Origin of the sequence: Nocardiopsis baichengensis YIM 90130 (assembly GCF_000341205.1) — a bacterium.
Lineage (GTDB): Bacteria > Actinomycetota > Actinomycetes > Streptosporangiales > Streptosporangiaceae > Nocardiopsis_A > Nocardiopsis_A halophila.
Map to the genome: position 1 here is coordinate 125,618 of NZ_ANAS01000009.1, position 21,083 is coordinate 146,700.

20 protein-coding genes and 1 tRNA gene are annotated in these 21,083 nt (G+C 73.6%); 15 read left to right on the top strand and 6 right to left on the bottom strand.

The features are described from left to right. The first annotated feature begins 270 nt into the window (after positions 1-270). Positions 271-609, top strand: coding sequence for a GNAT family N-acetyltransferase (locus C892_RS0109225; RefSeq protein ID WP_338040837.1), 339 nt, complete (start codon positions 271-273; stop codon positions 607-609). Here the strand turns inward: C892_RS0109225 and C892_RS0109230 are convergent. Continuing rightward, on the bottom strand, positions 593-1,534 hold the full coding sequence (locus C892_RS0109230; RefSeq protein WP_239647323.1) for a LysR family transcriptional regulator: 942 nt from the start codon (positions 1,532-1,534) through the stop codon (positions 593-595). The two genes, C892_RS0109225 and C892_RS0109230, sit on opposite strands and share 17 nt — an antisense overlap. A gap of 58 nt (positions 1,535-1,592) precedes the next feature. Here C892_RS0109230 and C892_RS0109235 point away from each other — a divergent pair, with 58 nt between their 5' ends. From C892_RS0109235 to C892_RS30460, 4 genes are all read left to right on the top strand, one after another. Then, positions 1,593-2,456 (top strand): NAD(P)-dependent oxidoreductase, encoded by an 864-nt coding sequence (locus C892_RS0109235; protein WP_017556942.1) that lies wholly within the window; start codon positions 1,593-1,595, stop codon positions 2,454-2,456. A 120-nt stretch (positions 2,457-2,576) separates the two neighbouring features. Then, positions 2,577-3,566 (top strand): LLM class flavin-dependent oxidoreductase, encoded by a 990-nt coding sequence (locus C892_RS0109240; RefSeq protein ID WP_017556943.1) that lies wholly within the window; start codon positions 2,577-2,579, stop codon positions 3,564-3,566. Positions 3,567-3,943: 377 nt separating this feature from the next. Then, positions 3,944-4,744: an SDR family oxidoreductase gene (locus C892_RS0109245; RefSeq protein WP_017556944.1), complete on the top strand. Its 801-nt coding sequence runs from the start codon at positions 3,944-3,946 to the stop codon at positions 4,742-4,744. 71 nt (positions 4,745-4,815) lie between these two features. After that, on the top strand, positions 4,816-4,971 hold the full coding sequence (locus tag C892_RS30460; RefSeq protein WP_017556945.1) for an alpha/beta fold hydrolase: 156 nt from the start codon (positions 4,816-4,818) through the stop codon (positions 4,969-4,971). A 28-nt stretch (positions 4,972-4,999) separates the two neighbouring features. Here C892_RS30460 and C892_RS0109255 read toward each other — a convergent pair whose 3' ends face one another. Both C892_RS0109255 and C892_RS0109260 read right to left on the bottom strand, forming a co-directional pair. Beyond that, on the bottom strand, positions 5,000-5,812 hold the full coding sequence (locus C892_RS0109255) for an SAM-dependent methyltransferase (RefSeq protein WP_017556946.1): 813 nt from the start codon (positions 5,810-5,812) through the stop codon (positions 5,000-5,002). Between the two features lie 125 nt (positions 5,813-5,937). Continuing rightward, positions 5,938-7,008, bottom strand: a complete 1,071-nt coding sequence (locus C892_RS0109260; protein WP_017556947.1) for an Rv2578c family radical SAM protein — start codon at positions 7,006-7,008, stop codon at positions 5,938-5,940. A gap of 116 nt (positions 7,009-7,124) precedes the next feature. Here C892_RS0109260 and C892_RS28715 point away from each other — a divergent pair, with 116 nt between their 5' ends. Continuing rightward, positions 7,125-7,301: a hypothetical protein gene (locus C892_RS28715; protein ID WP_193374763.1), complete on the top strand. Its 177-nt coding sequence runs from the start codon at positions 7,125-7,127 to the stop codon at positions 7,299-7,301. A gap of 89 nt (positions 7,302-7,390) precedes the next feature. Further along, complete coding sequence (locus C892_RS0109270; protein ID WP_017556948.1) at positions 7,391-7,909, top strand: O-acetyl-ADP-ribose deacetylase; 519 nt, start codon at positions 7,391-7,393, stop codon at positions 7,907-7,909. A 97-nt stretch (positions 7,910-8,006) separates the two neighbouring features. Here the strand turns inward: C892_RS0109270 and C892_RS0109275 are convergent. Further along, positions 8,007-8,080: transfer RNA gene (locus C892_RS0109275), tRNA-Ile, on the bottom strand. A 268-nt stretch (positions 8,081-8,348) separates the two neighbouring features. On the opposite strand from C892_RS0109275, the gene C892_RS0109280 reads away from it, so the two are divergent. After that, positions 8,349-9,338: a malate dehydrogenase gene (locus C892_RS0109280; RefSeq protein WP_017540283.1), complete on the top strand. Its 990-nt coding sequence runs from the start codon at positions 8,349-8,351 to the stop codon at positions 9,336-9,338. Positions 9,339-9,428: 90 nt separating this feature from the next. Here C892_RS0109280 and C892_RS0109285 read toward each other — a convergent pair whose 3' ends face one another. Then, entirely contained in the window at positions 9,429-10,040 is a 612-nt protein-coding gene (locus C892_RS0109285; RefSeq protein ID WP_017556949.1) for a TetR/AcrR family transcriptional regulator, read from the bottom strand. 230 nt (positions 10,041-10,270) lie between these two features. Between C892_RS0109285 and C892_RS0109290 the strand changes: the two genes are divergently transcribed. The 5 genes from C892_RS0109290 (at position 10,271) to C892_RS0109310 (ending at position 17,328) form a co-directional block, all read left to right on the top strand. After that, positions 10,271-11,692: a carboxypeptidase regulatory-like domain-containing protein gene (locus C892_RS0109290; protein ID WP_017556950.1), complete on the top strand. Its 1,422-nt coding sequence runs from the start codon at positions 10,271-10,273 to the stop codon at positions 11,690-11,692. Between the two features lie 79 nt (positions 11,693-11,771). Then, positions 11,772-14,300, top strand: a complete 2,529-nt coding sequence (locus C892_RS0109295) for a DEAD/DEAH box helicase (RefSeq protein WP_017556951.1) — start codon at positions 11,772-11,774, stop codon at positions 14,298-14,300. Between the two features lie 386 nt (positions 14,301-14,686). Continuing rightward, on the top strand, positions 14,687-16,003 hold the full coding sequence (locus tag C892_RS0109300) for an alkaline phosphatase family protein (RefSeq protein ID WP_017556952.1): 1,317 nt from the start codon (positions 14,687-14,689) through the stop codon (positions 16,001-16,003). A gap of 117 nt (positions 16,004-16,120) precedes the next feature. Beyond that, entirely contained in the window at positions 16,121-16,864 is a 744-nt protein-coding gene (locus C892_RS0109305) for a RibD family protein (RefSeq protein WP_017556953.1), read from the top strand. Beyond that, on the top strand, positions 16,861-17,328 hold the full coding sequence (locus C892_RS0109310) for a cytidine/deoxycytidylate deaminase family protein (protein ID WP_017556954.1): 468 nt from the start codon (positions 16,861-16,863) through the stop codon (positions 17,326-17,328). Before C892_RS0109305 ends, C892_RS0109310 begins: the two co-directional genes overlap by 4 nt. 180 nt (positions 17,329-17,508) lie before the next feature. Here the strand turns inward: C892_RS0109310 and C892_RS31245 are convergent, their stop codons facing one another. Further along, positions 17,509-18,393 carry a helix-turn-helix domain-containing protein gene (locus tag C892_RS31245; protein ID WP_152513365.1) on the bottom strand — a complete coding sequence of 295 codons (885 nt, stop codon included), beginning with the start codon at positions 18,391-18,393 and terminating at the stop codon, positions 17,509-17,511. A gap of 171 nt (positions 18,394-18,564) precedes the next feature. Between C892_RS31245 and C892_RS0109320 the strand changes: the two genes are divergently transcribed. Together C892_RS0109320 and C892_RS0109325 are read left to right on the top strand one after the other, a co-directional pair. Further along, a complete protein-coding gene (locus tag C892_RS0109320) occupies positions 18,565-18,852 on the top strand; it encodes a hypothetical protein (RefSeq protein WP_017556956.1) in 288 nt (95 codons plus the stop codon). A gap of 673 nt (positions 18,853-19,525) precedes the next feature. Continuing rightward, entirely contained in the window at positions 19,526-21,076 is a 1,551-nt protein-coding gene (locus C892_RS0109325) for a glycoside hydrolase family 15 protein (protein ID WP_017556957.1), read from the top strand. The last annotated feature ends 7 nt before the right edge of the window (positions 21,077-21,083 follow it).

Below are 21,083 nucleotides of genomic sequence, written 5' to 3' on the forward strand. Positions count from 1 at the left end.
CGTCTCGGCCGGGTTCCGGCGGCCGGAACCAGATTACGCTGCGCCCCCATATCGAGACGCTCGGTGACACTTATGCCCCGGGAAGGTCACGATGATGCGGTGGATCCGTATTGAGGGGATACATCCGGCCTCTTCCGCGGTCGCAGCGAACCGCGATGGAGCGTGTGGCGGATGACGACCCGGTTGTTCACGCGGACGGGCCGCAGCTCCGACGCGGAAGGACTCGTCCCGCTCTTCGCGGCCCTCTCCCACCCCGCGACGGCCCCTCAGGTGAGAACGCGCCTTGAGCGTGTGGCCGACGACCCCGCCTATGAGCACTGGGTCGCCGAGGCCCCGACCGGGAGGCTCGTGGGCTTCGCCGCCGGGCACCTGCTGTTCCCGGTCGAATACGACGCCCTTGCCGCCCAGCTCATCGCGCTGGTCACCGCCGAGAGCGCGCGGGGGCAGGGGGTCGGCTCGGCGCTGTGCGCCGAATTCGAGGAATGGGCCGTGGAGCAGGGCGCGACCCGGGTCCTGCTGAACTCCTCGGCCGCGCGGACCGAGGCCCACGCCTTCTCCACCCGGCGCGGGTACACCGCCTCAGGGGTGCGGTTCATGAAGTCCCTGTAGCGCAGACCGCGAGCGGGCCGGTCCTCACTCCGATGAGCGCCCTCTCGAACTCCCGCGCCGCCGGGGAGGGGGTCCGGCCCTCGGCCGTGGCGACCGACACCGTCCTCGGCGGGACCCCGCCGGGGTCCACCGGCACCAGGACCACCCCGCCGTCCATCCGGGGGAAGCCGTCGGCCGCGAGCCCGGGGACCAGCGTCACCCCCAGGCCGGCCGCCACGTACCCGGCCTTGGCCGCCCACTCGGCGACCACGTGGCCGATCTCCGGCCGCAGGCCGCGCTCGGCGAAGGGCGCCAGCAGCGTCCCCTCCGGACTCCGCCGGCCCGCGATCCAGACCTCCCCCTCCAGCTCCTCGGGCCGCACCCGTTCGCGCCCGGCCGCGGGGTGGTCCGCGGCGACGGCGACGTACAGGGCCTCGTCCAGCAGGCGGACGGTCCGCACACCGCGCGGCTCGCGGCCCGCGGTGGAGCCGACCACGGCGACGTCGATCTCCCCGTCGGCCAGCAGCCGCTCCAGCTCCGGGGTGCGCGCCTCCTGCGCGGTCGCGTCGATGCCCGGGTGCCGGTCCCGCAGCGCCGCGAGCGCGCGCGGCACCAGGGCGACGTTGGCGGTCGGGAACGCGCCGGCCCGCAGGCGCCCGCCGCCGAGCTCGCGCAGTGCGCGCAGGTCGCGGCGGGCCTCGTCCAGCCGCCCGACCACCGCCTCGGCGTGGCCGAGCAGGACGCGCCCCTCCTCGGTCGGCCGCACCCCGCGCGCCAGCCGGTCGAACAGCGGCGCCCCCGCCTGCCGTTCCAGGGCCGCGATCTGCCGGGAGACCGCCGACTGGGTGTAGCCGAGGCGTTCGGCGGCGGCGGTGAGCGAGCCGGTCCGGGCCGCTTCGCAGAACACCGCGAGGCCGGCCAGAGAGACGCCATGAGGATCGAGCATGGCACCCATGCTAGACATTCGCTGGTCACATCGGTGGCGGCCCCCTAGCGTGAACGCCATGTCCGAGTCGCACACCCCTTCGCACAGCCCGTCCCCCGCCCGCACCGCCTTCCTCGGCCTGGGCGCGATGGGTTCGCCCATGGCGCGGCGGCTGATCGCCTCCGGCGCCGACGTGACCGTCTGGAACCGCACCGCGGCCAAGGCCGAGCCACTGGCCGCCGAGGGCGCCCGGGTGGCCCGCACCCCCGCCGAGGCGGCCGCGGGCGCCGACACCGTGGTCACCATGCTCGCCGGGCCGGAGGCCGTGGAGGCGGTGGCCGACGACCTCCTGCCCGCGCTCGGTCCGGGCGCGGTCCTGGTGGAGATGTCCGGCATCGGCCCGGCCGCCGCCCACCGCCTTGCCGACCGCCTCCCCGCCGACGCGGAACTGGTCGACGCCCCGGTCCTGGGCAGCGTCGACCGCGCCGCCCAGGGCGCCCTCTCGGTCCTGGCGGGTGGGCCGGTCGACCGGGTCCGGCCGCTGCTGGAGACGCTGGGCACCGTCCGCGCATGCGGGCCGGTCGGGTCCGGCTCGGCGCTCAAACTGGTGCTGATCAACGCGCTGATCGGCGGCGTGGCCGCGGTCGCCGAGGCCTTCGCACTGGCCGACGCCCTGGGGGTGCCCCGCGGGGAGGCGGCCGAGGCGATGGCCGCCACGCCCATGGCGGGGCCGCTGGCCCGGGCGACCTCCCGCGAGGCCGACTTCGCGGTCCGGCTGGCCGCCAAGGACGTGCGCCTGGCGACCGGGGCCGCCCGCCTGCCGGTCCTGGAGGCGGTCGGGGCGGCGCTGGAGGCCGACCCCGCGATCGCCGACGCGGACCTGTCGGCCCTCCTCGGCCCGGCGGGCGGGGTGACGGGCGGGGTGACGGAGCGGACGAAATAAGGAGGCCGGACGGTCGGTTGGGCGAAGGGCGGCCCCGCGCGGGCCGCCCGGCCGCACCGGCGCCCTCGGCGCCTCCCGTGCGGCCCGTCCTGCCACCGCCCCGTCGAAAGGCCGCCCGCCGTGTCCGAACCACTGCCGCTCTCCATTCTCGACCTGGCGCACATCCCCGAGGGCGGCAGCCCCCGGGAGAGCCTGGAGGCCAGCCTGGCGCTGGCCCGCGGCGCCGACGAGCTGGGCTATCGGCGGATCTGGTACGCGGAGCACCACAACATGGCCACCATCGCGTCCTCGGCCACCAGCGTGCTCATCGCGCACATCGCGGCGCACACCGACCGCATCCGCCTCGGGGCGGGCGGCGTGATGCTCCCCAACCATGCCCCGCTGACCATCGCCGAGCAGTTCGGGACCCTGGAGACGCTGCACCCGGGCCGGATCGACCTGGGCCTGGGGCGCGCCCCGGGCAGCGACCAGAAGACCATGCGCGCCCTGCGCCGGGACCCCTCGTCGGCCGACACCTTCCCCGACGACGTCGTCGAGCTGAAGGGGTACCTGACCGGAAAATCGGTCATCCCCGGGGTGGACGCCACCCCCGGCAAGGGGACCGACGTCCCGCTGTACATCCTGGGCTCGTCGCTGTTCGGGGCCGGACTGGCCGCCGCGCTCGGGCTGCCCTACTCCTTCGCCTCGCACTTCGCCCCGGCGGCGCTGGAGGAGGCGGTGGCCCTCTACCGGCGCGAGTTCACCCCCTCCGACCAGCTCTCCGAGCCCTACGTGATCGCCGGGGTCAACGTGACCGCCGCCGACACGAGCGAGCAGGCCCAGGAGCAGGCCCAGCAGGCCCGGCGACGGATGGCCGCCCAGCTGCTGGGGCGCGGGCGCACGCTCACCGCGGAGGAGGCGGACGCGGCGCTCGCCTCGCCGGCCGGGCGGCACATCGACCAGATGCGCACCTACTCGGCGGTGGGCGACCCGAAGGAGGTCGCGGCCTACCTGCGCGACTTCGCCGCCCATGCACAGGCCGACGAGGTGATCGCCGCCTTCCAGGCCGGTGACGACGGGGCGCGGCTGCGCTCGATGCGGCTGACCGCCGAGGCCACCGGCAACGGCTGACCGCCGGACCGGCCGCGCCGGACCCTGTGCCCGGCCCCGCGGGGGCGGGACGGGACGGGGCCCGGCGCCGTCCGCGTCGGCGGTCCAGGGCCGGCGGTTCGGGACCGGCGGCGCAGGCCCCCCGGGCAAGAACGAGGACGGACGTCTCACAGCGGCGAGCGCGCACGGTGGTCGTCCGAGCGCCGACCGCCGCAGGGAGCGGCCCCGCCCGTCCCTCGCCGGCGAGCGGGCGTGCCAGGCGTCTCGGGCCTCCCCGGCCAGGCCACGGTGTCCGGATCGGCCTCCCGTGCGAACGGCCGGGTGCGCAAGCGCGCAGAGGCGGTCGGGCGGAGGGCCGACGACCGTACCGCACCCGTTCTCCCCTAGGCTGTGGCGCCATGCCCCTCCAGAGAACAGCACTCGTCACGGGCGCCTCGTCCGGAATCGGCAGGGCGGTCGCCCACCTCCTGCTCAGCCGCGGCTACCGGGTCTTCGGGACCAGTCGCGGCCCCGACGCCGTCACCGACCCCGTCCCCGGGGTCGAGTACCTCGCCCTCGACCTGTCCGACGACGATTCGATCGCGGCGTGCGCCAAGGCCGCCGGGGAGGTCGACGTCCTGGTCAACAATGCGGGCGAGAGCCAGAGCGGCCCCATCGAGGAGCTTCCCCGTGACGCGCTGGAACGACTCTTCCAGGTGAACGTCATCGGCGCGGTCCGCCTGACCCAGCTCGTCCTGCCCGGGATGCGCGCGCGCCGCCGGGGCCGCGTGGTCATGGTCGGTTCGATGCTCGCGAGCTTCCCGCTGGCCTTCCGCTCCTCCTACGTGGCCTCCAAGGCGGCCCTGAAGGGCTTCGCGAACGCGGCCCGGCGCGAGGTGTCCCCGTACGGCGTCGGCGTGACCACGGTCGAGCCGGGGTCGATCAACACCGGCATCAGCGAACGCCGCACCCAGTACATCGCCGCGGACTCCCCCTACGCGGAGGAGTACCGGACGATGCTCTCGGCCCTCAACGCCAACGAGTCCGCCGGCATCCCCGCCGCGGCCGTCGCCGCGACCGTGGTCAAGGCCGTCGAGGCACCCCGCCCCAAGCCGCTGTACGCCGTGGGCAGCAACGCCCCCCTGGTGTTCGCCCTGCGGCGCGCACTGCCCCGCACCGCCATCGAACGGATCGTCTCCCGCAAGCACGGATTGCACTGAGACCGGAAGGCCGGGGCCTGCTCGAGCACCGGAAAACCGGTGGAGCACCCCGGCCACGGGCGGAGAGAGCCATGAACGAACCGTCGCGAGGAACCCTCCGGGTTCCCGGAGCGGAGCTCCACTACGAGATCCGCGGCGAGGGCCCGCTGCTGCTGATGGTCCCCGGCGGATCGGGGGTGGGCGAACCCTTCGACGCGGTGGCCGAGCGGCTGGCCGCGGAGCGCTGATCACTCATGCGGTCGGCCCGGGTGCGGGTCAGGGCTTGCGTGCCACCCCGCAGTACTGTTCGACGTCGCGGACGCTGCCGACCTCGGTGGGCAGGGGGCGCCAGCGGGTGGCGCTGACCACGCCCGGCTCCAGCAGTTCCAGGCCGTCGAAGTAGCCGGCCATCTCCTCGGTGGTGTGCGCCCGGTAGGGCAGGGCCGCGCCCTCGTTCCAGCGCCGCAGGGCCTCCCGTTCGGCCTCCCCGTCCGGCATCACCAGGTCGCACAGGGCCAGGAAGCTCCCGGGGGCGAGCGCGCCGGTGTAGGCGCGGACGAGGGAGCGGGCCTCCTCGTAGGAGGGGATGTGGCCCATGGTGCCGAGCACGGTCACCGCCACCGGCCGGTCGAAGTCGAGCAGTTCGGCCGCGGCCCCCAGCACGCCCTGGACGTCGCGCAGGTCGGCGTCGACGAACTCGGTCGCCCCGTGGCCGCCGCCGACCAGGAGCGCCCGGGCGTGCGCGACCACCATGGGGTCGTTGTCGACATAGACCACCCGGGCGTCCGGGGCGGCGCGCCGGGCCACCTCGTGGGTGTTGTCGTGGGTGGGCAGGCCGGTGCCGATGTCGAGGAACTGCCGGACGCCCTCCTCCGCGGCCAGGTGGGTGACGGCCCGCCGGAGGAACTCGCGGTCGGCTCGGGCGCCCTCGACGATCTGCGGGTAGGTCTCGATGACGTGGTCGCCGAGGGCGCGGTCGACCGGGTAGTTGTCCCGGCCGCCGAGCCAGTAGTTCCAGACCCGCGCGGAGTGGGCGACGGTGGTGTCGACACCGGAAGGGGCGGGCGGGTCGGCGGGGGTCTCGGGCATGGAGGGGCGCCTTCCGTTTCCATCGGGGGTCAGGACACTGGGGACCTTACCCTCCGGTAGGCGGGATCCCTTACGCCCCAGGGCCTGTCGGCGCCTGGCGGGGCGACCGGAACCGGCCGCGGGCATCACAGCAGCCGCAGCTGCCGGGGCGCCCGCACGGTGGCGGCCCCGTCCCGCTGCCGGTGGGCCCGGCGCCCGGAGGCCCCGCCGCGACCGCCGATGCCGTACCGGCGCGCGGCCTCGCGCACGCGGGCGGCGATCAGCTCGCGGTAGGGCGCCGGCGCGTAGGAGCCGTCCCCGTAGAGCTCCCGGTAGAGCGGGACGAGGTGCGGGTGCTCGCGGGCGAGCCAGGACGCGTACCACTCCCGGGCGCCGCCGGGGCGCAGGTGCAGGACGATCGGTGTGACGCTGCTCGCCCCGGCCTCGGCGATCGCGGCGACGGCGGCGTCGATCGCCTCCGGGGAGTCGGTCAGCCCCGGCAGGACCGGCGCCATGAGCACCGAGCAGCCCAGCCCCCGGTCGGCCAGGGCACGGACGGTGTCCAGGCGGGCGCGGGGCGTCGGAGCGCCGGGCTCGACCGACCCGGCCAGGGGCCCGTCGACGGTGCCCACGGAGACCGCCAGGCGCACGTCGGTGGTGCGGGCGGCCTGTTCGAGCAGGTCGGCGTCGCGCAGGACGAGCCTCCCCTTGGTGAGGACGGAGAAGGGGTTGGCGGCCTCGGCCAGGGCGGAGATGATCTGCGGCATCAGCCGGTAGCGGCCCTCCGCGCGCTGGTAGGGGTCGGTGTTGGTGCCCATGGCGATCGGCTCGCCGCCCCAGGAGGGGCGGGCCAGCTCGGCGCGGAGCAGCTCCCCGGCGTTGACCTTGACCAGGATCTTGGTGTCGAAGTCGCGCCCGGCGTCCAGGTCCAGGTAGGTGTGGCTGCGCCGGGCGAAGCAGTAGACGCAGGCATGGGCGCAGCCGCGGTAGGGGTTGAGCGTCCAGCGGAACATGGGTGACTCGCCGGGGACCCGGTTGATGATCGAGCGGGCGCGGATCTCCACCGCGACGGGTTCCCCGTCGCCCCCGGAGACGGGGCCGGCCCCGGGGCTCGCCAGCCCGGCGCGCCCGGTCCCCCGGTCGGGCACGGGGGCGATGTCCTCCACACCGAAAAGGGCGTCCGCGTCACGGCCCTCCCGAAGGTCTTCCCAGCGCATGCACGTCATTCGAACATGGATTCGAAACCGTGTCCAGTCGGCGCCCGCCTTGCCCGAGCGCGGCACGCCCCCTATGACTGGTGCGGGACTCCACGGAATCCGACGGTGAGGACGGCATGAGCGCGAAGAAGAAGAGCAAGACCCGCAAGGGCAGGCGCGGCAAGGGCGCGACCGAGATCCGCCGCGGCCCCACCCGCGACCCGGGCGGCACCGGGAACGTGGGGTGCGTGATCCTCGCGGCGGGCCTGGTCGTCGTGGCGCTGGCCATCGCGGCCTTCGAACTGCTGGGCTGAGCGCGGAGGGGATGCGCGGAGGGGATGCGCGGGCGGCCCCGGCCCGCCGCGCTTCCCCCGCACCGGGGCGGTGCCGTAGGAATCGGTGCATGGACATCGAACTCGTACAGGGCGACATCACCGAGCAGGAGGTGGACGCGGTCGTCAACGCCGCGAACTCGTCGCTGCTGGGCGGAGGGGGCGTCGACGGCGCGATCCACAGGCGCGGCGGACCGGAGATCCTCGCCGAGTGCCGCCGCCTGCGGGAGACGCGCTACGGCGAGGGGCTGCCCGCGGGGCAGGCCGTGGCCACGACGGCGGGCCGGCTTCCCGCGCGCTGGGTCGTCCACACCGTCGGCCCCGTCTACAGCGCGTCCGAGGACCGCTCGGACGTCCTGGCCTCCTGTTACGCCCGCTCGCTGCAGGTCGCCGACGAACTCGGGGCGAGGACCGTCGCCTTCCCCGCCGTCTCGACGGGCGTGTACCGCTGGCCGATCGAGGACGCGGCCCGCATCGCGATCGAGGCGGTCCGCTCCGCATCGACCGATGTGCAGACCTGCCGCTTCGTCCTCTTCGACGCGGCGGCCTACGCCGCGTTCGAGCGCGCGCTGGCGGATTCACCGGGCTGATCGCCGCTCGGCCGCCGCGGCGGACTCGCCGGGGGACGCCGGACCCCGGTGGCGGCAGGCGCCGCCCGCGCACCAGGGGCTCCGAGACAGGACGGGGTGGGGCGTGCGGGGCTCGAACCCGCGACCCAGGGATTATGAGTCCCCTGCTCTGACCAGCTGAGCTAACGCCCCCGGAATCGCCTGCTGTGCAGGGGATTCGCACACTCGGACGAGTCTAGCGCAGTAGCACGACCGTCACGCAGCGGAGGTTCCCCGTCCAAGCGGTGCGCGAACGCCCTCGGGGACGGGCGTCCGTACGCGCCCCGACCATGGGCAATAGGGTGGTTCCGCGCCCGCGGGCGCGTTCCCGTTCCTTGGGGCCGGGGGCGGCCGGTCGGGGCGGCGGGCCGCGAGGTAGCATCGCGGGTCGCACACACGTCACCAGGAGAAGAAGAAGGTCATGGCCCAAGTACCCGTCAATGTCACCGTCACCGGTGCCGCCGGCCAGATCGGCTACGCGCTGCTGTTCCGCATCGCCTCCGGCCAGCTGCTGGGTCCCGACACCCCGGTCAAGCTCCGCCTTCTGGAGATCCCGCAGGCCGTGAAGGCGGCCGAGGGCACCGCGATGGAGCTCGACGACTGCGCCTTCCCGCTGCTCAAGGGCATCGACATCTTCGACGACGCCCGGCAGGCCTTCGACGGCGTCAACGTCGGCCTGCTCGTGGGGGCGCGCCCGCGCTCCAAGGGCATGGAGCGCGGCGACCTGCTCGAAGCCAACGGCGGGATCTTCAAGCCGCAGGGCGAGGCGATCAACGCCGGCGCCGCCGACGACGTCCGCGTGCTGGTGGTCGGCAACCCGGCCAACACCAACGCGCTCATCGCCCAGGCGCACGCCCCCGACGTCCCGGCCGAGCGCTTCAACGCCATGACGCGCCTGGACCACAACCGGGCCCTGACCCAGCTCGCCCAGAAGCTGGGCGTGGACGTCACCGACGTCGCGAAGATGACGATCTGGGGCAACCACTCGGCGACCCAATACCCCGACATCTTCCACGCCGAAGTCAACGGCACCACCGGGGCCAAGGCGGTGGACGACGAGGCGTGGCTGCGCGACGAGTTCATCCCGACCGTCGCCAAGCGGGGCGCGGCCATCATCGAGGCCCGCGGCGCCTCCTCGGCCGCCTCGGCCGCCAACGCCGCCATCGACCACGTCCACGACTGGGTCAACGGCACGCCCGAGGGCGACTGGACCTCCGCGGCCATTCCGTCGGACGGCTCCTACGGCGTCCCCGAGGGCATCATCTCCTCCTTCCCGGTCGTCTCCCGCAACGGCGCGTGGGAGATCGTCCAGGGACTGGAGATCGACGCGTTCTCCCGCGAGCGCATCGACGCCTCCGTCCAGGAGCTGGTCGAGGAGCGCGAGGCGGTTCGCAAGCTGGGCCTGGTCTGACCCGGTCCCGGTTCTCGTTCTTAGGGCTCTAGGGTGCGTCCCCGCAGGGGGCGCACCCTTTTCGTGTCCGAAGCCGCGCGTCCGAGGCCCCTATGCCTCCTGCGGAGGCGTGAGGCCCCGCTCGATCCCGTCGAACGCCTCGGCCAGCACCTGTGACATGTCGCGCTCTTCGACCGCGCCCTGCCACACGTTCACGGCGACGTGCACCGCGGTCACCGACACCGCCGCCACCAGGCGGACGTAGGGGTCCTCCGCCCCGCGCCCCGTGCGCTCGCCCAGGCCGTCGCGCAGCGCCAGGTTCAGCGTGCGCGCCGCGACCATCCCCCGCTGGAGCAGCTGGGGGTTCGAGCGCAGCAGCGCGGACTCCTGGCTCCACGTCTCGCCCGCCACGGTCCGCGCGATGGACTCCTCGACGACCGCGCGCACCGCCTCCTGCGGCTCCTCCTCCGGCGGCCGCGCGCGCACCCGCCCCGCGACCTCCTCGCGGGTGTCGCGGGTGAACGGCAGGAGGGTCTCCTCCTTGGAGTCGAAGTAGTTGAAGAAGGTGCGCGGCGACACCCCGGCCTCGGCGCAGATCTCCTCGACGGTCACGCAGGCGGGGCCCCGCTCGGTGAACAGCCGCACCGCGGCGGCGCGCAGCGCCTGCCGGGTCATCCGCTTCTTGCGCTCGCGCAGTCCGGCGCCCTCGTCCGCCGTCGTCATCGTGCGCCCCGCGTCCTCTTCCTCATGGTCACCGACTCGTGGTCACCGAACCGCCGGGCACGACTGTACCGGCGCGGCGCGGCGGCCCGGGTGCACAGCGGTTCACAAATAATTACAGTACTGCATTTTTGCAACTCTGCACCTTTAGCTCTATCGTGGGGTCATCCCCCCTTCTGCCTTCCGGCTCCCCCGCCCCTGTTCCGGCCCCGACCCATGTCCCGAGGTGACACGTGACCCACGAGACCGCGACGTCGCCCGGCGGCGCCACGCGCGCACTGGAGACCACCAGGGCCCTGGCCAACGCCCTGTGGTTCCCCGTGCTCTTCGCCGTCGGCTTCATGTTCTGCTACCTGCTGCCCTTCCACAGCCCCGCGCCCCACGACCTGCCGGTCGCCGTGCAGGGGGAGGAGGCGGCGGCCGCGGTCTCCGTCGCCCTGGAGGAGGCCGCCCCGGGCGGCTTCGACGTCGTCCCCACCGAGGACCCCGACGAGGCCGTGCTCGACCGCGACGCCGTCGCCGCCTACGACCCGGCCGCGCACACGCTCCACGTCGCCGGGTCGCTGGGGGCGGCCCTGGAGCAGACCGCCGTGAAGACGTTCACCCCCATCGCCGCCCAGGACGGCGCGGAGCTGGAGGTCGCCGACGCCGCACCGGCCGCCTCCGGCGACGGCATGGGCATGTCGCTCTTCTACATGGTCCTGACCTGGACCCTGACCGGCTACATCGTGGTGATGATGCTGTCGGCGCACGCCCCGCACCTGCGCCGCCGCACCAAGCTCCTCACCGTCGCCGGCTTCGGCGCCTTCACGTCGGTGTTCTGCTACACCGTCGCCGCCGTGGTGGACGTGATCCCGCACGACCCCGCCGTCATCGCAATCGCGTTCCTGCTCACCCAGGCCGTCTCCTGGACCTGCCTGGGACTGGCTCCGTTCGTCACCAAGTGGCTGCCCGGCGTCGCGATGACCGTGTTCGTGCTGCTGAGCATGCCCTCCAGCGGCGGGGCGATCCCGCTGCCGATGGTCCCGGAGTTCTTCCAGGCCCTGCACCCCCTCATGCCGATGGGCCGCGCCCTGGACGCCATCCGCGCCGTGCTGTACTTCGACGGCGCCGGGCTGTGGGGGTCGGTGGCCGTGCTCGGGGGGTGGCTCGTGCTGGGCGCCCTGCTCCTCGCGGCCGCCACCCTGCGCGAGCGCTCCCGCCGCGCCCCGGGGGCCCACGCCGGCGACCGCGGCGGCCCGGCGAAGGCCGAGGCGGCCGAGGATACCGGTGCCGGGAAGGAGGCCGAGCCGTCCCTGATCGGCCGGGTCACCGACACCGCCGGCCGCCCGGTGGCCGGCGCGGTCGTCAGCGTGGTCGACCACTCCGGACGCCACGTCGCCGCTCTGGAGAGCGGGGCCGACGGCGCCTACAGCGGCCTGGGCCTGCCCGGCGAGCGCCTCACCCTGCTCGCCTCCGCCCCCGGCCACTCGCCCCGCGTCGCCCGGGTGACCCTCGACCACGGAGGCCTGGTCCACCTGGACTTCGCCCTCTACCCCGACGACGCGGCCGTGCGGGCCCCCGAGTCCGGCGTCTCGGAGGGCTTCCTCCCGGTGTCGGGACGGCGTGTCGCGCTGGGCCGGCGCGTGCGCGAGCCGGGCGACGGGGCCGGGTGAAGGCACCGCGGCGGCCCGGCCGCCGCGGCGTGCGGGCAGAGCGGCGGGGTGAAAGAGGCAGTGCCTCGGAGAAGGCAGTATGGAGAGCGTGAGTCTCCTAGAACAACTTCCGGCCCGGCCCGAACCCGACACCGTCTTCGAGGCGTTCGCCTCCTGGGCCGAGGAGCGTGGCCTCACCCTCTACCCGCACCAGGAGGAGGCGCTGATCGAGGCCGTCTCCGGGAGCAACGTCATCGTCAGCACCCCCACCGGGTCGGGCAAGAGCCTGATCGCGGCCGGGGCGCTGTTCGCGGCGCTGTCGCGGGACGAGTGCGCGTTCTACACCGCGCCGATCAAGGCGCTGGTCTCGGAGAAGTTCTTCGACCTGTGCGCGATCTTCGGCACCGACAACGTCGGGATGATGACCGGGGACGCCAGCGTCAACGCCGATGCGCCCATCGTGTGCTGCACGGCCGAGGTCCTGGCCAACATCGCGCTGCGGGACGGGGCCGACGCCGACATCGGCACCGTGGTGATGGACGAGTTCCACTTCTACGCCGAACCGGAGCGGGGCTGGGCCTGGCAGGTACCGCTGCTGGAGCTGCCACAGGCCCAGTTCCTGCTGATGTCGGCCACCCTGGGCGACGTCAGCCGGTTCGAGAGCGACCTGGAGCGGCGCACCGGCCGCACGACCTCCGTCGTCACCTCGGCCGAGCGCCCCGTGCCGCTGTACTACTCCTACCGCAAGACGCCCCTGCACGAGACGCTGGAGGAGCTGCTGGAGGGCCGCGAGGCCCCCATCTACATCGTCCACTTCACCCAGGCCCAGGCGGTGGAGCGCGCGCAGTCGCTGACCAGCATCAACATGTGCACGCGGGCGGAGAAGGACGCGATCGCCAAGGAGATCGGCAACTTCCGCTTCACCACCAAGTTCGGGCGCAACCTGTCGCGGTACGTGCGCCACGGGATCGGGGTGCACCACGCGGGCATGCTGCCCAAGTACCGCAGGCTGGTCGAGCGCCTGGCCCAGGCGGGGCTGCTCAAGGTCATCTGCGGCACCGACACCCTGGGCGTGGGCGTGAACGTGCCCATCCGCACGGTCCTGTTCACGGCCCTGAGCAAGTACGACGGGACGAAGGTGCGCCGCCTCAGCGCGCGCGAGTTCCACCAGATCGCCGGCCGCGCGGGACGCGCCGGGTTCGACACGGTCGGCAACGTGGTCGCGCAGGCCCCCGAGCACGTCATCGAGAACGAGAAGTCGCTCGCCAAGGCCGGGGACGACCCTAAGAAGCGGCGCAAGGTGGTGCGCAAGAAGGCGCCCGAGGGGTTCGTCGGCTGGGACCAGTCCACCTTCGAGAAGCTCATCGCCGCCTCCCCTGAGCCGCTGAAGTCGCGGTTCAAGGTCAGCAACGCCATGCTGCTGAGCGTCATCGCGCGCCCGGGCGACTGCTTCGCGGCCATGCGGCACCTGCTCACCGACAACCACGACGACCGGCCCTGGCAGCGCAAGCACATCCGCGAGGCGATCGCGATCTACCGCTCGCTGCTGGACGGCGGAATCGTCGAGAGCCTGGAGGAGCCCGACGCCGACGGCCGGACCGCGCGCCTGACGGTCGACCTCCAGCCGGACTTCGCCCTCAACCAGCCGCTGTCGACGTTCGCCCTCGCCGCGTTCGAACTGCTCGACCGCGAGTCGCCGACCTACCCCCTCGACGTGCTGACCATCGTGGAGGCCACCCTCGACGACCCGAGGCAGATCCTCGGCGCGCAGCTGAACAAGGCGCGCGGGGAGGCCGTGGCCCAGATGAAGGCCGACGGCATCGAGTACGAGGAGCGCATGGAGCGGCTGGAGGAGATCGAGTACCCCAAGCCGCTCGAGGAGCTGCTCGACCACGCCTACGAGGTGTACCGGAGGGGGCACCCGTGGGTGGGCGACCACCCCCTGCGCCCGAAGTCGGTGGCCCGGGACATGTACGAGCGGGCGATGACGTTCACCGAGTACGTGTCGTTCTACGAACTGGCGCGCTCGGAGGGCCTGGTGCTGCGCTACTTGGCCAACGCCTACAAGGCGGTGAGCCAGACGGTGCCCGAGGACGCCAAGACCGAGGAGCTGCACGACCTGATCGAGTGGCTGGGCGAGCTTGTGCGCCAGGTCGACTCCAGCCTGCTGGACGAGTGGGAGCAGCTGACCAACCCGACCGAGGACGAGGAGCCCGAGGCGGTCCGGGAGGAGCGCCAGCGTCCGGTCACCTCTAACGCGCGCGCGTTCCGCGTCCTGGTGCGCAACGAGATGTTCCGCAGGGTGGAGCTGTCGGCGCTGCGCCGCTACGACGAGCTGGGCCGGATGGACGGCGACGACGGCTGGGACGCCGAGGAGTGGGAGGAGGCTCTGGAGGAGTACTTCTCCGAGCACGCCACCATCGGCACCGGGCCGGACGCGCGCGGCCCCAAGATGCTGTCCATCGAAGAGGACGCGGACCAGGGCGTGTGGCGGGTGCGCCAGGCCTTCGAGGACCCGGAGGGCGACCTGGACTGGGGGATCTCCGCGGAAGTGGACCTTGCGGCCTCCGACGAGGAGGGCAGGGCCGTGCTGCACGTCACGGACGTCGCCCGGATGTCGGGCGTCTGAGGGCGATCGACGGCGCTGAAGGGCGGATGGCGCCCGGCCGGGACCGGTCGGACCTCGATGGCCTCGGGGGCCGGCCGGGTGCACGCGTTCTCCACGGCCTCGTCGCGGTCGGCAGCCTCGACGCGGTTCGGCCGGGCCCTCCGCCGCGAAGGCGTCCCCCGTCCACGCCTCGATCGCCGCGCGGTGCCCTGGCCGGTCCCGGCCACTGGACTCACGGGACGCGGTGCTCCAGGGTGACGAGGGCTAAGGTCACCGGCTCTCCTTCGATCGCCGGTGCGGCCGCCCGGCGGCCGCACCGGTCTCCCGGAAGGGTCTGACGGTCCCCGCCTCACCAGGGTTATGATCGGCGCGCCCGCGTACCGACGCCCACACCGAGGGGGTCCGCCGTGGCCGGCCGACTCGTCCGCAGAACGTTCCTCGCCCGCGCCGCCGCGGTCGCCGCCGGAACCGGTGCGCTCGCGATGACCGCGACCGCACGCGGCGGAGCGGACGCCCGGGAGCGCCCGTCAGGCCCCGTCGTGCTCATCGACTGGGACGGCGTCGACCCCGACCATGTGCGGGCCTACCTGCACGCGTGCATGCCCAACCTCGCCGCGCTCGTGCGGAGCGGGACGCACGCGACCATGGGGTGCACCTACAAGGCCGTCTCCAACCCCAACCGGGCGAGCGCCGCCACCGGTGCCCGGCCCGCCGTGCACCGCAACTCCGCCTATGTGCTCGACCCGGGGACCGGGAAGGCGCGGGGACAGACGCGGGCCATGGAGGCCGAGACCCTCGCCGAGGCACTGCGCCGCCAGGGGCGGACGGTGCTGTCGGCCGGGTGGTACATCGTTCAGAACCGGGGCACCGCCTATGGCGACCCGGAGGGTCTGTACACCCAGGGCACCACCTGGGAGGAGAACGTCGCGTCCGTGGTCGCGGCCCTGCGCGGCGAACCGGTCGACTCGGACGGTACGCCCGTGCGCCTGCCGCGGGTCCCCGACTTCATCGCGGCCTATGCGGCCGACATCGACACCATCGGGCACCAGGACGGCCCCGATTCGCCGCGGATCCCTGAGCGGCTGACCGAGCTGGACGCGGGCCTGGGCCGCATCGTGGCGGAGGTCCGGCGGGCAGGGCTGCAGGGGAGGGCGACGTTCCTGTTCGTGTCCGACCACGGCATGACGGGCTACACGCGGTCTCTGGAGCCCGCGGTGCTCGGGGCGATCGGGCGGGCGGGGTTCTCGGCCGAACGCCTGTACTCGGGGCAGGCGCCCGACCCGGGCACGGAGGTCGTCCTGACGGCGACCCCGCGCGCGGCCAACGCCTACCTGCGCGGCGCCGCGGCCGAGCCGCAGGGGCGGGGGCGGCTGCTGCGGGCGCTGAACGGCCTGGAGGAGCTGGATGCGGTGCGGATCCGGGAGGAGCTCGACGGCATCGGCGCTGCGCCGGACGAAGGCGACCTGGTCCTGGACGCGCGGCCGCCGTACGCCTTCTTCGACCCGGACGCGGTGGACGGCCGGGAGCGCGGCGGCCACGCGAGCATGCGGGAGGCCCGGGCGCCGCTGACCCTGTCGGGCGCGGGGGTGCGGGCGCGGGCACGGCTGCGGTCGGCGGAGATCATCGACGTGGCCCCGACGGTCTGCCGCCTGCTGGGGGCCGACGCCCCGGCGGAGGCCGAGGGCAGGGCGCTGGAGGAGGCCCTGGTCCCGAACCGGGCGTAGCGCACGGGTCCGCACGAGCGCGCACGGCGGGTGCGGACGAACACGACGAACACGGAGGCCGTATGCGTACGGACGGCGGCGGAGGCGGCGCGCCCAGGGGGCGCTAACCTGTCCGCCATGGATCGTCCGTACACCATCCTGAGCTGCGCGGTCTCGCTCGACGGCTACATCGACGACGCGAGCCCCGACCGCCTCCGGCTTTCCAACGACCGGGACTTCGACGAGGTCGACGCGCTGCGCGCCGAGTGCGACGCGATCCTCGTCGGTGCGGGAACGGTCCGCAAGGACAACCCCCGGCTGCTCGTCCGCTCCCAGGAGCGGCGGGAGCGGCGCCTCGCCGAGGGGAGCACGGGGGACCTGGTCAAGGCGGTGCTGTGCGAGAGCGGGAAGCTCGACCCGTGCGCGCGCTTCTTCGTCACCGGCGACGCCGAGAAGGTGGTCTACACGGGGGCGAGCGCCTATCCGGCCGCGGAGCAGCGGTTCCTGAACGCGCCGGACACCTCGGTGGTCGATGCCGGGGACCCGCCTTCGCTCAAGACCGTCCTCGCCGACCTGTCACGGCGCGGTGTTCGCCGCCTGCTGGTCGAGGGCGGTACCCACGTGCACACCCTCTTCCTCACGCAGGGGGTGGCCGACGAGCTGCGCCTGGCCGTGGCCCCCTTCTTCGTGGGCGACGCCACGGCCCCGCGCTTCACCGGCCCGGGGGTCTTCCCCGACGGCCCGGGCGACCCGTTCCGCCTGGACGAGGTCCGCCGTATCGGCGACATCGCCGTGATGCGCTACCGCTCCCGCAGATCCCCCGACGCCGGCGGCGAGGCCGACGACGCGGGAAACGCCCCGCACAGCGGAGCGGCACGATGACCGCCGCCGACTCCGCCGGCGACCTCGACCGGGCGCTCCTGCGCCGCGCCATCGAGCTGTCCCACCGGTGCCCGCCGTCGACGACGGCCTTCTCCGTCGGCTGCGTGATCGCCGACCGGGACGGGACGGTCATCGCCGAGGGCCACTCCCGCCGGGACGACCCGCACGACCACGCGGAGGAGACGGCCCTCAAGGCCCTGTCCCCCGACGATCCGCGCCTGGCCGAGGCGACCCTGTACAGCTCCCTGGAACCCTGCGGCCACCGCGCATCACGCCCCCGCCCCTGCGCGGCCCTGATCCTGGAGACCCCGATCCCCCGCATCGTGTACGCCTGGGGCGAGCCCCCGGTCTTCGTCCCCGCCTCCGGCGGGAAGCACCTGGCCGATTCCGGCCGAGCCGTCGTCCAGGTACCCGAACTGGCCGAAGAGGCGCGAGAGGCCAATGCGCATCTCGCAGGGCCGTGAAGCCCGAGTGAGGGGCTGGAAAACGTTCTTGCAAGCGACTCCCCGATAATAGGGAGCCGTCGCTCAATCGTCGTCGTGCATGTCCGTCGCCCCCGCAGCCCTAACCTAACGCGCGTCACGTTCCACTTGGAACTATCGGTGAGCCGCGAGCATAGCACAGATCACACCTTCAAGAGTGGCTCACGCCCACCGCCAGGCCAACCCCATGTACTCTCCACCGACATCCCGAAAATCTCTATAGTAGAAGTTGTTTTTATTCAACGGGATCATTTTTCGGACATCGGCGACCCCTTCTGCATCAAACGGACCAGACTCCCGGAACCACCATATCTCGCGAGGGCGACACTCTTCGTGAAACTGCACACGGACAGAGTACCGCTTCGACGACGGCTCGGCATGGTAATGAATTACCGGACGGGCACGAACCGCACTGGAGACGGCGACTCGGTAGCTATAGATCAGAGGCTCATCTTTCGGCACTATCGGACGCGAGAGCTCGAGAATCGCAGTCAGATACCCGACGCGCCCCTCCCGAACGGTCACCACTCGGCAGTTTTCGCTAGCAATGACGCCCAGGACGCCCGCGCGGCGGTCACTTGGATACCCGTACCTCACCGTGACGTACCGGGCCTCAGAGCGAATCGCCACGACATGACGCACCACGTCCACGTATCGAATTGCTCCGTTCTCGTCCAACAGAAACGAAGCCTCACTCTCAACGGTACTGTACAATCCCCTCATGACATGATAAGGGGAATCAGGTGTCACCTCCTCCTTGAAAGCCTCACGGCGACGGTTCATTTTGCGCTCGCGAATGACCTTGCGAGCCTCTTCCAGAGCATTCCTCGCCAGACCTTCATCGCAACCGAGCAGGCTGACGTATTGAAAGATCAGATCCTCGGAAGGAGTGGCATGTCCATTTTCTACATTGGATATATGGCCAGATGAATAATAGGCGATGTCCCTGGTCGTCGCACCGGCCCGCTGACGCGCCTGGCGGAGGATCTCACCCATTCGGCGATGCTCCTCACTAAGCGGATTCCTTCTTTCCTGCATCTTGACCACCAGGCCCCCTTCTCACAGCTTCGCCCCTGCTTGCTTGCCACCTCCTACTGCTTTGCTATCGGCAAGCGTTCTCTCCATGTGCTCCCCTGATGGTGGCCGGACTCGCCCGAGTGGCCGAAGGCGGCCGCCGGGTGGACGTCCGGTGGATCGGTCAAGGGAGGGGGACGGTCCATGGCCGTTCTGTTCACCGCCCTCGCCTGCTTCGTCGCGGGGGCGATCACCGGATGGGTCCTCACGTCGAGCCACGCCACGTGGTCGATGGACCGCATCGTGGCCCGCCAGCAGCGGGAGATCCACTACCTGCGCGAGCTGCTGGTCGAATCCGAGACGTCGGCACGGCAGGCCGCCGCCGACGCCGCCCGCCACGTGCGCCGCGGGATTCCGCGAAGCGGGGCCCGGAAGGAAGCGTGGAGCGACGCCCGCACGGACAACGACAAGGACGTCGACGGCGTGCACTGACCGGCCGGCCGGTCGGCCGTCCGCCCCCGGACGGCCGCAAGCGGCCGCCACCGCCGGAGGTCCGCTCCGAGGGCCTCCGGAGACGACAGGGACAGGCGGACCCCCGACACCCGAACCCGACGCCGACGGGGAACCGCCGGTACGCGGACCACCACGGTCGGCGCGCCGACGGCGCCCCGTCGGGCCTTTCCGCCCTCGCCTCCGTAGACCGACGACCCGCATCTCCGGCTCGTCGGTCCCCCAGGAGAAAGTCCCGGAGGCCCCGTCCGCCTCCGGTTCGACGCACTCCCTCCGTGAGCGGCATCAGACCCCTCGGGCCGCCCGTTCCTCCCCGTCCGGGGCGCCTGCCCGTCCTGTGTCCGGGCCCCCGATCGGCCTTTCGCCCCTGTTTCCAGTGACATGGGGCCCGCAATTCCAGGACCTCGGGACCGCCTGTCCGGGAAGCCCCCCGTGGCCCCCGCCCCTACCGGTCCTGGCTGTGCCAGGGGCGCTGCCCATCCTGCGCCCGGGTACCGTCGGGTGTCTGCTTGCGCGTGAGCAACGCGCCCGCGTGGCTCGGGTCTGGTCAGACGGGCCCGGAACGGGGACGATCGGCGTGCAGGCCGAGCGCACCGGACCGATCGGCGGGTCGTGCTCGGAGGGGCGGAGGAGGCAAGGCGAGCGAGGTGATCCCATGCCCGTCGAGAAGGGCGCCCGGGCCGCGTCCGCGCCGCTGGGGACCCGCGGAACCGCCTGGTCCCCCGAGACCCGGCTCTACACCGACGGCGTCGCCGAGGCCTCCGACGGCACCCCTCTGGCGCTGCCCCCGCACTCGGACCACCTGCGCGTGCCCGGCACCCCCCTGCTCGACCGGCGCTGGCCGCTGGCCGGGGCCGCCCCCGCCGGGCCGGAGGCCGTGGCCGCCCGCCGCGCCGCGCTCGCCGGTGCCGGGATCCCCGGGCAGGGCACCCGCTGGTGCGACATGGCGCGCACCGCCCTCATCGACATCCGCGCCCTGCTGTTCCCCAACGGCGCGATGGTCGCCGCCGCCAGTCCCCACTGGCGCTACGTGTGGCCCCGCGACGCCTCCTACTGCGCGGTCGCGCTGGCGCTGTGCGGGCTGCGCGCGGACGCGGTGCGCGTGCTCGCCTACCTCGAGCGCGTCCTGCCCCGCACGGGCCCGTGGCAGGCCCGCTACCTTCCCGACGGCTCCGGCGGGGTGCCCGACGACCGGGGCGTCCAGCTCGACGGTGCCGGGTGGGTGCTCTGGGCCGCCTGGGTCATCGCCCGGCTGGGCGCCGGCCCGGCGCCGTCCGGGCCGTCGTCGCCGTTCCCCCCGTCCTCCGCCGTATGGGCGGCCGGGGAGGCGGCACGGCCACCGGCCGGGGAGGCTCCGAACGCCTCCTTCGGCGGGCGCGACGCGCTCCCTCCCACCCCCGACACGGGCGCCGACTCCCTCCATCCCGGCCCGCCGCCGGGCGGCCCGGGGGCCGAGCCCCTCCACCCGCTCCTGGACGGCGCCGCCCTCGCCTTGCCCGCCGCCGAGGACCGCGCGGCCGTCGAACGCCTCGTCCCGCGCGCGCTGGCCGTCATCGAACAGGCCCTCGACCCGCGCACCCGGCTTCCCCGCCCTTCCCCCGACTACTGGGAGAAGCGCACCGGGGAGCTCACCCTCGGCACCGCCGCCCCGCTCGCCCTCGGCGCCCGGTCCGCGGCCGCGCTCACCGGCGACGTCGCGGCCGTCGGCCTGGCCGAGGACCTCGAAGCCGGCGTCGAGGCGCACTTCGCCCCGCACGACTACCCCCGCACCGTCCCCCGCGCCCCCGCCGGACAGGCGGAGGCACGGCCGGGCAAGGACGCCTCCGTCGCCTTCCTCCTGCCGCCCTTCGCCCCCGCCCGCCCCGGCCCGCACGCCGCATGGCTGCGCGCGCTCGACGCCCTGCGGGTGTCCAACGGCGGCCTGCGCCCCGGCGAGGACTGGCCCGACTCCACCACCGCCTGGACCCCGCAGGTGTCCCTGTTCGCGATGACCGCCGCCTGCCTGGGCGAACACGCCGCCGCGCACCGCCTGCTCGACTGGCTGGCCGCCCGCCGCACCCGCCTGGGGGCGCTGCCCGAGAAGGTCACCGCCGCCGGGCGGCCGGCCGCCGTGGCGCCCCTCGCCCTCACCGGCGCGTCGGTGCTGGCCGCCCTCGCCGGGCTGGAGGGGCGAGCGCCGCCCGTCCCGCCGCTCCCTCCCCGCTGACCCGGCC

Excerpts from the sequence above, each read along its gene's own strand:
- C892_RS0109230 (WP_239647323.1), bottom strand. The coding sequence starts at position 1,534 with ATGCTCGATCCTCATGGCGTCTCTCTGGCCGGCCTCGCGGTGTTCTGC.
- C892_RS0109235 (WP_017556942.1), top strand. The coding sequence starts at position 1,593 with ATGTCCGAGTCGCACACCCCTTCGCACAGCCCGTCCCCCGCCCGCACC.
- C892_RS0109245 (WP_017556944.1), top strand. The coding sequence starts at position 3,944 with ATGCCCCTCCAGAGAACAGCACTCGTCACGGGCGCCTCGTCCGGAATC.
- C892_RS30460 (WP_017556945.1), top strand. The coding sequence starts at position 4,816 with ATGAACGAACCGTCGCGAGGAACCCTCCGGGTTCCCGGAGCGGAGCTC.
- C892_RS0109255 (WP_017556946.1), bottom strand. The coding sequence starts at position 5,812 with ATGCCCGAGACCCCCGCCGACCCGCCCGCCCCTTCCGGTGTCGACACC.
- C892_RS0109260 (WP_017556947.1), bottom strand. The coding sequence starts at position 7,008 with ATGCGCTGGGAAGACCTTCGGGAGGGCCGTGACGCGGACGCCCTTTTC.
- C892_RS28715 (WP_193374763.1), top strand. The coding sequence starts at position 7,125 with ATGAGCGCGAAGAAGAAGAGCAAGACCCGCAAGGGCAGGCGCGGCAAG.
- C892_RS0109270 (WP_017556948.1), top strand. The coding sequence starts at position 7,391 with ATGGACATCGAACTCGTACAGGGCGACATCACCGAGCAGGAGGTGGAC.
- C892_RS0109280 (WP_017540283.1), top strand. The coding sequence starts at position 8,349 with ATGGCCCAAGTACCCGTCAATGTCACCGTCACCGGTGCCGCCGGCCAG.
- C892_RS0109285 (WP_017556949.1), bottom strand. The coding sequence starts at position 10,040 with ATGACGACGGCGGACGAGGGCGCCGGACTGCGCGAGCGCAAGAAGCGG.
- C892_RS0109295 (WP_017556951.1), top strand. The coding sequence starts at position 11,772 with ATGGAGAGCGTGAGTCTCCTAGAACAACTTCCGGCCCGGCCCGAACCC.
- C892_RS0109305 (WP_017556953.1), top strand. The coding sequence starts at position 16,121 with ATGGATCGTCCGTACACCATCCTGAGCTGCGCGGTCTCGCTCGACGGC.
- C892_RS0109310 (WP_017556954.1), top strand. The coding sequence starts at position 16,861 with ATGACCGCCGCCGACTCCGCCGGCGACCTCGACCGGGCGCTCCTGCGC.
- C892_RS0109320 (WP_017556956.1), top strand. The coding sequence starts at position 18,565 with ATGGCCGTTCTGTTCACCGCCCTCGCCTGCTTCGTCGCGGGGGCGATC.
- C892_RS0109325 (WP_017556957.1), top strand. The coding sequence starts at position 19,526 with ATGCCCGTCGAGAAGGGCGCCCGGGCCGCGTCCGCGCCGCTGGGGACC.